Below are 11,782 nucleotides of genomic sequence, written 5' to 3'. Positions count from 1 at the left end.
AGCGGGTCAGGCGAGGTGGGAGGGAGCGAAGGCGAACGCCGAGGGCAGCACCGGCAAGCCGTACGTACGCAGCTGGTGCGCGCGGGTGGTCACGGCGGCGCCTTCGAGCAAGTTGAGCGCGATCTGTACCACGGAGCGGTTGGACGGTTCCGCGAGGAAGCTGCCGGCGGTCCACCGGTTGAACGCGCCCATCGCCGGCCCGCACCAGATCTGGTAATCGCTGCGCCGCGCCGTGTCCCCGGTAATCGCCCAACGGCTGGAGTTCCCCAGGTACCAGCGGAAGACCAGCGCCATACGGTGCTTGGGGTCGTTCTCCGCGCGCGTGATCTCCCCGGGGGCGCGCTGCAACCAGAACTTCCGCGTCTGCGCCCAGACTTCGTCGATCGGGGCTCCCAGCACGTCTCGTTCGATCTTGTCCCGCAGCTGCGGCGGCAATTCCTCCAGGGACGGATATGCCTGGTACGCCTCGTAGAGGTGACCGGCCCTCTGCGCGAACATCGTTCCGCGGCGCAGGACCTGGAGCTTGACGCCCAGCTCGAACATGTCGGCGGCCGGAGCCATAATCACGTCAGCGATATCGGCGTCGGCCAGCATCGCCTTCGCGTCGTCGGAGATACCCGCCTCCACGGCCACCTGGTTCACCGACCCCGTCACCACGTAGGCCGCGCCTAGTGCGAACGCGGCAGCGACCCCTTCCGGCGTCCCCAGCCCTCCGGCAGCGCCAATCCTGACCGCCCGCGCATAGCCGAAACGCCGGGTGAGTTCATCCCGCAGGATCAGAATCCGTGGCAGCAGGGCACCCAGCGGCCGGTTGTCGGTGTGTCCGCCGCTGTCGGACTCCACCGTGATGTCCTCGGCCACCGGTACCAGCGAGGCCAGCTCGGCCTCCTCCGCACTGAGCTCGCCCCGCTCCACCAGCGGACGCAGCAGCTCGGGCGGTGCCGGCGAGAGGAATCGTTCGGCGACCTCCGGTCGCGAAACCTTGGCGAGAAGCCGGGTGCGTCGCACGATCTGCCCGTCCGCCTTCCGGCTCAGCCCTGCCGCCGAGCACAGCACGACGGCCGGAGTAAGTCCCATGAACGCCGACGCTGAGATACAGGGGACAGCATGCCGCAGCAGCAGTTTGGCAACGCGGTATTCCAGCTCGGGTTCGCTCGGCGAGTGGATCAGGTTCACACCCCAGTTCGGCACACCGGCCAGCTCCGCGGCCAACTCCTGCACGGCACGCTCGACCTCAGGAAAACCTAGGCCGCCCGCACCGAAGAACCCGAGCATCTCGGCCCGGGCCATCGCCACCACCATCCGCGTCGTCGCGATACCGTTCGCCATCTCCCCGGCCACGTACGGGAAGCGGACGCCGTGCGCTTCGCAGAAGGTCCGCCCGCCCAGCCACTCCGGATACAGCGGTGGCAGCGTGCCGACGACCTCTCCCGCGGGCCTGGCCCCCATCACCAGGCCCAGCTCGCGGCCTGCGGGGTCGGCGACGATGTGCGCGTGTTGCCGAACCTGCCGAACACAGGCCGCAATCTGCTCGGGGGCGAAGACCGGTGAGGCGGTGACGGCTTCGTCAGGACATGCCAGTAGGGACAAGGGTGGACTCCCCATCAGAGTGCGGGCGTCTGAGCCTCGTGTCGTGAGGCAGAAATCGGCGCTGTGGAAGTGGAAGCGGCAGCATGGGTACCGGTCAGTGCGCTCCGGCACTGGACGCGGTCGTCTGCTTCGAGATGACGCCGGTGGTCAGGTAGTCCAGATCGACGCGGATGCCGGATGAAACCGGGCCCAGCAACGTCCGTACACGAGTGTCGTCCAAGTGGCGGCGGTGGCTGAGGTACGGCGCGAAGCCGGGGTACAGCTCCGCAGCTGCTTCCAGTGGGGTCGGGTCGTCCGGCTTCGTCTCGACGAGCTTCACCTGCACCGGTACAAGACGCTCAAGCAACGCGGTGACGACCCTAATCGGCACGTCGTGATCGTGGACGACGTGGTAGGTGTTCGCCTGCCCTGAGGGCGGCGCGCTCGCCAACTGGACCATAACAGCGGCCGCGTGCTCCACGGGCACCAGGTTCAGGTGCCCGTGCGGGTGGCCCAGCATCCGTACCACCGGCCGGTACTCCTCGGGAATGGCCATACCGGCGAGTCCGACACTGCGCAGCGAGTTCTGCACGATCTGGTCGACGAACTGCATCGGATGGCCCGGCAGTTCCGGGTGCGGTGGCAGGTCAGTGACCAGGATGCTCGGCCGCATGACCACCACCGGGCGGCCGTGAGCCCGTGACCATTCGTGCACCAGGACTTCGGCCTCGTACTTGGACTGCTCATAGCCGTTCTCGAAGCCATACGCGTCGTCCAACTCGTCCTCATAGAGCACGCCGTCGCGCCGCGCCCCACCGACGAAGGCGGTACCGATGTGATGGACCATCGGATTCCGGACGCCGGCAGCGGCGAGTTCCAGCACGTTCCGGGTGCCCTCGACGTTGACCTGGCGAAGTCTCACAAGGTCGTCATCCAGGTTGATGTTGCCGGCGCTGTGCCAGATCATGTCCAGTTCGTCCGCCAGTTGCTGAAAGGCGGCGGCGGACAGTCCCATGCGTGGCTGTCCGAGATCGATCTCCACGACACGAAGCCTGCGGGGAAGCTCCGCGATCAACTGACCAGGCACATCCGTCAACTCCATGAATCGTGTGATCCGCCTGAGCGCGCCCCCAGACCTGGCGTGCGCGAGGACTGTCAGCGAGTGGTGGCGCTCGAGCAGTTCACCGACAAGGCGCAGACCGAGGAACCCGGTGGCACCAGTAAGAGCGACCTGCACTTTCAGTGGCTCCCAAAGCTCAGAAGAACGGATCCGGCTGCCTTGCAATGGAGCGTGAAGCTGCTAGGACCTTCGCGCCAGTCGCACCAGCCGACCTGGTGTTATGGACAACCATCGGTCCGCCGGCATAGAAACGGCACGGCTGACACGATCACCGAATTCCACTCTGATGGACCTTGAAAATCGCTTTGTCCAACAACTCGCGGAAGTGAGTGCCAGGGTGGTTCGTATCAATTCCAGCCGCGCAGGGCTTCCTTGTGGATGCCCAGGTCCCTCGCGACATGCGCGATCGGGCGACCGGTGTTGCGGACCTCGCGGATCGCGCGCTCGCCGAGTTCGTCCGGGTACTTACGTGGTGCTGGCATGGAGCCCTTTCCACTCTGACGTGGTTGCCCGCGAGTCGGGCGCCTGACGGGACGACGAGGCTCCTGGTAGACGGTGTCACGACCACGTGCTTGTCTACCCGTCGGCGATCGGCCTGGCCGGCCGCACCCTGCGGTATCCGACCGAGCAACTCGCCGCACGACGCCGGGAGATCGGCACACGGTGGCGGCGCTTGACGCCTGGCCGTCAAGCCCTCATCGCCCTGGCTCACCGGACGACTGCACCGCGAACTGCGCGAGCTCGGCTACCTCGGCAGCGCCCGCAGCGTGCACCGCTGGCTGGAACCCCTGCGCGGAACCGACCCGCCGCCGGCCCGCTTCCCCGGGCCGACACGAACGAGCGGGAGTGAGCATGCAGGAGTTCCTGGAGCAGATCGAGATGCGCGAAGCCGCCGGCCGTGACCTCGCGGTCAGGCTCCGCACGCAGATCGCCGAGCTCACCGCCCTGCGGAGGGTTTTCACCTCAGAGTTCCTCCGGGGGGCACCTCACTGCCGTCCTTGATCCCTTCCGGGTCCAACAAACCACCGGTACCCCAGCGGTCATGACCGGGCGAGCCGCCGTCGTCTGTCACACCTCCACGTCGGCGATGACCCACTCGCTGATCTCCCGCCATTGGCGGATCGCCTCCTGGTGGAAGGGGTGGATCAGATATTGCTCGACGGTCGCCATGTCGTCCATGAGCCCCTCGACGAGAAAGTCGTAGGCGACATCCCGGGGGGATATGTTGCGGCCGTAGCGCCAGTCGCGGAGTTCGGGAACCTCGCTGCCCACTTTGGCCGCGGTGCGTTCCCCTGCCGCCGCACGTGGATCGTCCCAGTCGATTCCCGGCTTGAATTTGAAGAGTACGACGTGGCGTATCACAGAACGTCTCCTGTGGGTCGCGAAGAGGACTCAACTGGATCTGCGCCGCCCCGGCACAGTTTGAGGACGTTCATCGCGATCTGCGTGCCGTCCGCGCCGAGTTCGTTCCGGTAGCGGGCCAGAACGTCCATTTCCCGGGAGAACACCGTGCGCGGGCCGCCGGAACTGATGCGGCTCTGCTGGATGTGGGCAGATATCCGGGCCCGTTGGGCGAGCAGGTCGATGATTCCTATGTCGAGTCGGTCAATCGCTCCTCTGGCTTCCTCCATACGGGCTTCGGGTTCGGTTGTGTCGGTCATGGTCGAGCTGTCCATCTGTGTCCCTTCAAAACTCGGCGAGCCTGGCAACTGCTTCCCGGAGCCGGTCCTCGGGTGCCAGCAGGCTCACCCGCACATATCCTTCGCCGTACTTTCCGAACCAACGCCCGGGCGCCACCGCCACCTTGGCTCGGGTGAGCAGGTCGTCCGCGAACGCGACGGAACCGCCGCCGCCGGGTATCGGCAGCCAGGCGAAGATCGACCTGGGCACCTCGACGTCCCAGCCGGCGGCCCGCACTCCGGCCACGAAGATGTCCCGTCTGCGTTCGTAGATCTTCGAGAGTTCGTGGACGCAGTCCTGGGGGCCAGTCAAGGCTGCGGCCGCGGCCCGTTGGATGAACGGCGGGAGCGAAACGTAATAGTGCTCCTGGATGAGATTGATCGCCGCGATGACGTCAGGATTTCCGACGACGGCGCCGATCCGCCATCCGGCCATGTTGAACATCTTCGAGAGTGAGATGAATTCGACGCCCACTTCTTTGGCGCCGTACGCCTGCAAGAAGGAGACCGGAGCCTGTCCGTCGAACCCCAGCGCCGCGTAGGCGAAATCGGATGCCACGATCACTTTGTGCTTGGCGGCGAACCGTACCGTGTCCTCATAGAACTCCACCGGCGCCGTCACCGAGGTGGGATTGTTGGGGTAGTTCAAGAACATCAGCTTGGCCCGGTCGCACACGGCCGGGTCGAGAGCGGAATAGTCCGGCAGGAAGTTGTTCTCCCGCCGGAGGGGAACGGTGTGCATGTGCGCCCTGGCGAGTACCACGCCTGCCCAGTAGTCGGGGAACGCCGGGTCCGGCATCAGGCATACGTCGCCCGGGTTCAGGAAGCACTGGCTGATCTCCACGAGGCCGGCCTTCGCGCCGAAGAGGATCGCGACTTCCTTCTCCGGGTCCAGCCGTACCGAGTAATTGTCCGCGTACCACTGGGCGATGGCGGCTTTGAGTTCGAGGAGCCCGGAGAAAGCGGGGTACCGGTGCGTGGCGGGGTCGAGCACCTCCTCGCGCAACGCTTCGACGATGTGGGGCGGTGTGGGGAGGTCGGGATTTCCCTGGCACAGGTTGACGACGTCCTCACCTGCCCTGATGAGTTGGTCGATTCTGCCCGTGGTCGTCGCGAACGAACTTCGCGGCAGATCGAGGAGCCGCTGCGCGAGTTCAGTCATCAATTGCCGCCGCCTTTGCCGGGAGAGCCTGGTCGGTTTCGCCGTCGCGGGCCGGGGCCTGCGCGTCGCGTCGGCGGTGCGCCCATCCGCTCAGGGCGAAGGCGATGAGTGTGATGGCGGCGCAGACCCAGCCCACGGCGGAGAATCCGTACGCCGTGAACAGCGGGCCGAGTACGGCGGCCCCCAGGGCCACGGCGAGGTTGGTCGCGAAGCTGTAGAAGGCGAGGATGGTCCCGCGGTGCTGCTGCGAGCACTCGCTCAGGAGGGTGCTGAGCAGCGTGACGACCAGGCTCTGCATCGCACCCCACAGGAAGAGGCAGAGCACCAGGGGCACTGTCCAGTGGACGACCAGCGGGATGACCGCCAGGGCCGGAACCAGCCCGGCCAGCAAGGTGACAAGGACGCGTTCCTTGCCCAGTTCGTCGGCCCATCTGCCGGTGACGAAGCTGGTGGAGAATCCCAGGCCGTACAGAAGGATCATGATGCCGGTCATGGAGCTTCCGTTGCCGAACCGGAATTGCAGGGCGCTGCCGAGGTAGGTGTACATCCCGTAGAAGCCGAGCATGTTCAAGAAAGTCGCCGCCACATAGACGGACACCTTCGGTGTACGGAAGACCCCGGCGGCGGAACGCAGCCAACCTTGCCTCGGCGAGGCCGTGTTGGCTTCTGCCGACACAGTGGAAGCGCCCTCGGCGCCGTTCTGGCTGTTGGTGCGCAGCAGGACGCAGGTCAGGAGGACTCCGAGGATCGAAAGCAGTCCGAAGACCCACCTCCAGCTCAGCCATTGCCCGACGAACGATCCCATCGGTACGCCGAGGACCAGCGAGATCGACCAGCTCGACACGATGATGCCCATGGCCTTGGCGCGGTACCGGTACGGAATCTGGTCACCGACGAAGGCGTACGCGGTCGGCACGAAGACGCCCGTCGCCAGGCCGGCCAGCGCCCGTCCTGCGAAGAACACGCCCGGCCCGGCGGCGGACGCGCACAGTACGGTCCCGAAGATGAACGCCGTCATCCCGATCGCCAGACCGACACGCCGCGACACCCTGTCCCCGAGCGGGGCGTAGAGCAGGGCTCCGATCGCCGTACCGATGCCGTACGTGGTGACCGACAGCGCCATCAGGGCCACCGACGTGTCGAACGAATCGGCCATGTCCACGAGCAGCGGGGAGACCACCAACTCCTCCGAGCCGACCGCGAAGATCCCCGCCATCAGGGCGAGGACCGTCAGCACGGGGAACCCCGCGGTACGCTCCTCGCCGGTCAATCGGTCCGACACTCCAGCCAACCTTTCCTCGGTGCGGGTGAATGAGAAGGACGGCTAGATGGCCGTGTAGCCGCCGTCGACGGTGAGTGCGGCACCCGTGATGAACGACGACTTGTCCGATGCGAGGAACAGGATCGCGTTCGCGACGTCCTCAGGTGTTCCCAGGCGCCCGATCGGATTCAGCTTCGCCTTCTGTTCCTTGACCGCCGCGTCATGGCCGATGGACACGTCCGTCATGGGGGTGTCGATGATGCTGGGGCAGACGCAGTTCGCGCGGATGCCGTACTTGGCGTAGTCGACGGCGAGTGATTTCGTGAGCATCATGACGCCGCCCTTGGTGGCGTTGTACGCGGCGATGCCGGGCCATGCCACCAGCCCGCTCACCGAGCAGACGTTCACGATCGCTCCCGTGGACGCCTCGATCATCTCGCGCAACGCGTACTTCGAGCACAGGAACATGCTCTTCAGGTTGGTGTCGACCAGCGTGTCCCACTCGTGCACCGGCATCTCGTGCAAGGGCGTGGAGATCTCCATGCCGGCGTTGTTGACCAGGACGTCGACCCTGCCGAATGTCTCGGCGGCTGTGGTGATGAGGTTCTTGCAGTCCGCTTTGCTGGTGAGGTCGGTCCTGACGAACAGCGCGTCGTGTCCGTCGTTCTTCAGGTCGGCGACGACGTCGGTGCCTCGCCTCTCGTCGATGTCCGCGACGACGACCCTCGCGTCCTGCCGGGCGAATTCGATCGCGGTCTGCCTACCGATGCCGGATGCGGCACCGGTGACCACGGCCACGGTGTCCTTGAACACGAGCCCATCTCCTTTCACACGCATGTCAGTTGCCCGCCGTCCACCGAGATCTGCTGGCCGGTGAGGTACGACGACTCGTCGGACGCCAGGAATCCGATGACCGCGGCAACCTCGTCGGCGCCCCCCGGCCTGTCCATGGGAATCGCCCGTCTCATCCGGTCCTCGGCCTCTTGCCGCGAGATTCCGCGGGTCCGGCTCACCTGGTCCACGGCGCGGTCATAGCGCTGCGTCCGGATGGTCCCGGGGTGCACGCAGTTCACCGTCACGTTGTCCTTGGCGTACCGGGTTGCCAGGTACTTGCTGGCATTCGAGACGGCCGCGTTGACCAGGCCGGAGAGGAACATGCCGGGGGCGGGTTCCTTGCCGATGTTGCCGACGATGTTGACGATCCGGCCGAATTGTTGGCGAACCATCACTGGTGCCACGGACTTGATCAGGTCCAGGTATGGCACCAGTTTCTGGTCCATCGCGGATGTCACGTCGCCGGCATCCACGCTGTCGAAGGATCCCGGTGCCGGGCCGGGCATGTTGTTGACCAGCACGTCGATCCGGCCGAATCTGCGCTCGACGTCGCCGACCAGTTCCGTGCGAAAGGCTCGCGACGTGATGTCGCCCGGAAGGACGTGTACGCGAGTGTCCTGCCCTCCGCCGGATTCCTGTGCGACTTTCTCCAACGCGCTCTCGCTGCGCGCACACAGAACCGTCGTGTAGCCCTTGGAATGCAGATGCAATGCGGTTGCGCGCCCGATGCCCTGGCTGGAACCCAGAACTACCGCCACCCGCGTCACGGGGATTCCTGTTCACTGTCCTGGTCGTCCCCCGGCTTGGGGACCCGGTGATACCGAGGCGGAATGAAGATGTTCAGGGAGCGCGCCATTCCGGTATGGGGATTCGCCGCGCTGTGCCCTTCCTGGCTCGCGCAGAAATATGTACCCCCGAACCGCAACTCGTGACTCGTCTCCTCGACGGTCATGTCGTACCGCCCTTCCAGGCATATCCCGATCTGCTCGTGGGAGTGCTTGTGGTAGGGCATCTCTCCGCCGCCGGGGATATCGGCGATCATCAGCTCGATCCAGTCGGCCAGAAAGAACGTGACGTCCATCTTGACGAACTTGCGGGATTCGAGCGGTTCGAGGAAGTATCCGCTCGGGGCGGGGCAGCTCTCCCCCGCCTTGTCGCGCCTGATCTCAAGTACGACGGTTTCACTCGACGATGTGTTGACGGCCGAAAGCTCGACGCCGGGCGGAACGACGTAGACGTCATGCTCGGGCTTCATCAGCTTCGTCACTCCCCCGACCGTCGCGGAGAGTTCACCTCGGAAGACCATCCCGACCTGCGCCTCCGCTCGGGACTGGGGCGCCACCACGGCACCCGGCGGGAGGTAGGAGACCCGCACTTCCGTGTCGTCACGCCGATACGAATCGAAGCGGATCCCATTGTCGTGGAGCACCGCGTCGGGAGCCGGGAAATAGGGCCGTTCATGCGCCTGCGTGGTCATTGCGGTCCTTCCTGCGGGAAAACACGGTCCAGGTCATGGGAATCCGCGAGAACTTGTAGACGAACTTGAGGTTGTGCTGCTTGACCGCCTGCTCGTTCGTGATGGCGATGCTGTATCGCCCGTCGGCGACATGACCGGCCGCCTGGCTCGTGGAGTTCGCGGTGACCAGATTCACGGGGCGGTCGAAGTGGTGCCGCAGCAGCGGGATCGGTGCCGGGTGCGATACGACGGTGTCGGTGTAGAGCAGTTCTTCGTGAAAGGCGAAGTCGGATCTCGTGGCCAGGCCGTACTCGGGTGTGCTGCCACGGAATACGAGCGCGGGTTCCAGGTCCGGGTTCATGTAGAAGGCGTTGATCTGGGGATAGGCGTGAGCCACCAGGACAAGATCGACACGGTCCGCGGTGAGGGATTCCACGCACTGTTCATACGTGTCTTCCAGCATGATCCGAAAGCCTCCGCGCTCACCGAGGGCGCGGGACATCAATTGGGCGATGTACTCGCTGCTGGTCCCTTCGGGCCCCAGCGTTCCAAGCTTTGTGGAGTGGGTGGAGTCGGCCGGGACGAGCGCATTGAACGCTCGTCTTTCGATGTCGGGGATCTGGAGATCTCCACGCCTGGTCAACTCCTCTTGAACTGGGCACGCAATGACGGCTGTTCGCACACAAATAAGGAGATCAGCGGTACTCCCTCGATCAGGGCGCCGGGCCCGCCTGGCCAGGCAATTGCCTCTTGTTCAGCGGCAGTTGACCTCTTGTTCAAGCCGCACGTCACTATAGGCATCTTGATCTTGAGGCAGTCAAGGGACTTGATAACCGGAAAGTCTTATGCCGTCCAGTTTGCGAAAACCGGAAACGAGACCTTAACCATGTTTCGCCGAGAAGTCCCGACGTGAGCAACTGGGCCTGCGAGGGGGCCCGTTGAGTCAGGCGAGTCGCCGCGGATTTGCGCTTCCCACCTTCCCGGCCGCCTTCGCGAGCGCTGTTCTCTTCGTATACAAGCCAGGTACAAGCCAGGGCGGCGAAGAGTCCGGGCGCGACCCGTCGAACTCGCCGACATGATCACCAGCAGGCCGGGCATCGGCGCCCTGCTGGGCGCCGAGTTCCTGGCCGCCGCGGGCAGCGAGATGGCGCCCTTCGCCACCCCGGACCGGCTGGCTGCCTACGCCGGCCTGGCCCCCGCCCCGCCCGACTCCGGAAAGCTCCACGGAAACCTGCACCAGCCACAGCAGTATCACCGCAGCTTTCAACGCGTCTTCTGCACCTCCGCGCTGATCAGCACCCGCAGCGACCCCAACTCGCGCCGTTTCTACGACAGAAAGCGAGCCGAGGGACCATGACGTCGCGGACGGCGCCGATGCCGGTGGCGGCGTAGTCCTGAGCGGCAAGGCGCAGCCCGCCGGCGCGGGTCTGCGGGTCCGGTGCCGGAGCGGGTGCTCGACCAGGTCCCTCGCGTTGACGATCAGGTGCCCGTTGAGCCGGCCCTGTTCGTCGCGCCCGATGTCGCCGCCGGGCGGGGTAGGAGTGACCTAGTCTCCAGGTGTCCACGATCAAGGGGAAGAATCAAAACGTCGCCGCTTCCGCCTCCTGCGGGAGGTTGGCCATCCAGCCGAACGGAGTACCCCTAAACGGGGCCGCGCAACGACATACGGGCTGGACGGTCAATCCGTCCGGCCCGTACGGGAGTTGCTCTGCTCAGCGCCTGGTGGGGTGCGCCGCTCCGCGCCCCGGGGCCACCGAGTGCGGTACGGCCGCGGGGACCCGCGCCGTGGCCGCGGCACCCGGCGCGAAGAGCCCGCTGAAGACGTCGGTCGAGTCGAGTGGCCTGTTGTCGTTCGTCTCGACCAGCATCGGCCGGACCGAACCCCCGTCGGTGATCAGCCCCTCGTAGTCGCCGAGGAAGTGTCCCCAGCCGGCGTGCGGCGCCTGGAGCCAGTCGAAGACGTGGCTGATCCGCCACTCGCCCGGATACCCCTCGCCACCGCGCGGGAACGTCACGAGCCAGGCCGACGTGGGCAGCGTGGTGGTGTCGCCGGGGTGAGGTAGCGCAGGTCGTAGTACGTCAGCGCCGGGCGGGATAGCGAGCGAACGCCACCCCCGCAGCTACCTGGCCCTTCTCGGCCTCGCCGCCGCCCTCTGCTGCTACGAGCGATATATCCGCCTCACCACATAGGCCACGGTCTAAATCACCGACGCAGGAACCCTTCCGCGCTGCGTCGCCGCCGCCTCACGGGGCACGACCGCGAGGTTCGACGATCAGAGGCACACCGCGGTGATTCCCGCCACCCCATTCAATCCATAAGATCGGCGTAGCCGCACATACTGGCGGGAGCGCTCACGGGCAGGGCGGCGAGCAGGGCGGTAGCCACGCCCGCCCCCGCCTGCGTGACGCCGCGAGCGGGGGCGGCGGCCGCATTGAGGCAGGAGTTACCGAAGGCCGCGTTTCCCGTCGCGCCGGCCATGGGGGCGGCAGCCACGACCAGGGCGACAGCGCCCACCGCGGCTGCCGACATGGCCCCCAAAGACTTGAGCATTCCACTTCTCCTAGCGAGATCACGGGCCATCTTGACCCACGGCCACCGAAGACCAAGCGGCACGGTGCAGGTATCCAGGGCACATACCCCTCGAACTGAGATCACCACTCCAACGACCAAAGAGCGGGGCCCGTCACGCCCCCAACTGCT

General features: G+C 65.9%; 14 protein-coding genes and 3 pseudogenes. 4 read left to right on the top strand and 13 right to left on the bottom strand.

Features of this window, described 5'->3' with window-relative positions:
• Positions 1-6 precede the first annotated feature (6 nt).
• From OHA17_RS39205 to OHA17_RS39195, 3 genes are all read right to left on the bottom strand, one after another.
• Positions 7-1,590, bottom strand: a complete 1,584-nt coding sequence (locus OHA17_RS39205) for a PfaD family polyunsaturated fatty acid/polyketide biosynthesis protein (protein ID WP_406510518.1) — start codon at positions 1,588-1,590, stop codon at positions 7-9.
• 94 nt (positions 1,591-1,684) lie between these two features.
• Complete coding sequence (locus OHA17_RS39200) at positions 1,685-2,806, bottom strand: SDR family oxidoreductase (RefSeq protein WP_406510517.1); 1,122 nt, start codon at positions 2,804-2,806, stop codon at positions 1,685-1,687.
• 230 nt (positions 2,807-3,036) lie between these two features.
• Positions 3,037-3,171, bottom strand: coding sequence for a transposase (locus OHA17_RS39195; RefSeq protein WP_398880731.1), 135 nt, complete (start codon positions 3,169-3,171; stop codon positions 3,037-3,039).
• 86 nt (positions 3,172-3,257) lie between these two features.
• Here OHA17_RS39195 and OHA17_RS39190 point away from each other — a divergent pair.
• Both OHA17_RS39190 and OHA17_RS39185 read left to right on the top strand, forming a co-directional pair.
• Positions 3,258-3,401, top strand: a pseudogene (locus tag OHA17_RS39190) (IS5/IS1182 family transposase); the annotation flags it as partial.
• Positions 3,402-3,541: 140 nt separating this feature from the next.
• On the top strand, positions 3,542-3,691 hold the full coding sequence (locus OHA17_RS39185) for a hypothetical protein (RefSeq protein WP_406510516.1): 150 nt from the start codon (positions 3,542-3,544) through the stop codon (positions 3,689-3,691).
• 66 nt (positions 3,692-3,757) lie between these two features.
• Here the strand turns inward: OHA17_RS39185 and OHA17_RS39180 are convergent, their stop codons facing one another.
• Genes OHA17_RS39180 through OHA17_RS39145 form a run of 8 tightly spaced genes read right to left on the bottom strand, consistent with a single transcriptional unit; the run spans position 3,758 to position 9,763 of the window.
• Positions 3,758-4,051: a Dabb family protein gene (locus OHA17_RS39180; RefSeq protein WP_406510515.1), complete on the bottom strand. Its 294-nt coding sequence runs from the start codon at positions 4,049-4,051 to the stop codon at positions 3,758-3,760.
• On the bottom strand, positions 4,048-4,365 hold the full coding sequence (locus OHA17_RS39175; RefSeq protein ID WP_406510514.1) for a chorismate mutase: 318 nt from the start codon (positions 4,363-4,365) through the stop codon (positions 4,048-4,050). The genes OHA17_RS39180 and OHA17_RS39175 overlap by 4 nt, the downstream gene beginning before the upstream one ends.
• Positions 4,366-4,375: 10 nt before the next feature.
• On the bottom strand, positions 4,376-5,530 hold the full coding sequence (locus OHA17_RS39170; RefSeq protein ID WP_406510513.1) for an aminotransferase class I/II-fold pyridoxal phosphate-dependent enzyme: 1,155 nt from the start codon (positions 5,528-5,530) through the stop codon (positions 4,376-4,378).
• Positions 5,523-6,812: an MFS transporter gene (locus OHA17_RS39165; RefSeq protein WP_406510512.1), complete on the bottom strand. Its 1,290-nt coding sequence runs from the start codon at positions 6,810-6,812 to the stop codon at positions 5,523-5,525. Before OHA17_RS39165 ends, OHA17_RS39170 begins: the two co-directional genes overlap by 8 nt.
• A gap of 42 nt (positions 6,813-6,854) precedes the next feature.
• Positions 6,855-7,604, bottom strand: a complete 750-nt coding sequence (locus OHA17_RS39160) for an SDR family NAD(P)-dependent oxidoreductase (RefSeq protein ID WP_406510511.1) — start codon at positions 7,602-7,604, stop codon at positions 6,855-6,857.
• A 14-nt stretch (positions 7,605-7,618) separates the two neighbouring features.
• Positions 7,619-8,392 carry an SDR family oxidoreductase gene (locus OHA17_RS39155; protein ID WP_406510510.1) on the bottom strand — a complete coding sequence of 258 codons (774 nt, stop codon included), beginning with the start codon at positions 8,390-8,392 and terminating at the stop codon, positions 7,619-7,621.
• A complete protein-coding gene (locus OHA17_RS39150; RefSeq protein ID WP_406510509.1) occupies positions 8,389-9,102 on the bottom strand; it encodes a cupin domain-containing protein in 714 nt (237 codons plus the stop codon). The genes OHA17_RS39155 and OHA17_RS39150 overlap by 4 nt, the downstream gene beginning before the upstream one ends.
• Positions 9,083-9,763, bottom strand: a complete 681-nt coding sequence (locus tag OHA17_RS39145) for a hypothetical protein (RefSeq protein ID WP_406510508.1) — start codon at positions 9,761-9,763, stop codon at positions 9,083-9,085. The genes OHA17_RS39150 and OHA17_RS39145 overlap by 20 nt, the downstream gene beginning before the upstream one ends.
• Positions 9,764-10,129: 366 nt before the next feature.
• On the opposite strand from OHA17_RS39145, the pseudogene OHA17_RS39140 reads away from it, so the two are divergent.
• Positions 10,130-10,432: pseudogene (locus OHA17_RS39140) on the top strand (IS110 family transposase); the annotation flags it as partial.
• A gap of 361 nt (positions 10,433-10,793) precedes the next feature.
• Here OHA17_RS39140 and OHA17_RS39135 read toward each other — a convergent pair.
• Complete coding sequence (locus OHA17_RS39135) at positions 10,794-11,096, bottom strand: hypothetical protein (protein ID WP_406510507.1); 303 nt, start codon at positions 11,094-11,096, stop codon at positions 10,794-10,796.
• Between the two features lie 88 nt (positions 11,097-11,184).
• On the opposite strand from OHA17_RS39135, the pseudogene OHA17_RS39130 reads away from it, so the two are divergent.
• Positions 11,185-11,271 (top strand): annotated as a pseudogene (locus OHA17_RS39130) (IS5/IS1182 family transposase); the annotation flags it as partial.
• 118 nt (positions 11,272-11,389) lie between these two features.
• On the opposite strand, the gene OHA17_RS39125 reads toward OHA17_RS39130, so the two are convergent.
• The gene (locus OHA17_RS39125; protein WP_406510506.1) at positions 11,390-11,632 is read right to left on the bottom strand and encodes a hypothetical protein; all 243 of its coding nucleotides are present in this window, start codon (positions 11,630-11,632) and stop codon (positions 11,390-11,392) included.
• Between the last annotated feature and the right edge of the window lie 150 nt (positions 11,633-11,782).

The sequence above is a fragment of the Streptomyces sp. NBC_00212 genome (assembly GCF_045206365.1).
Lineage (GTDB): Bacteria > Actinomycetota > Actinomycetes > Streptomycetales > Streptomycetaceae > Streptomyces.
This window is presented reverse-complemented; position numbering and strand designations above follow the sequence as displayed.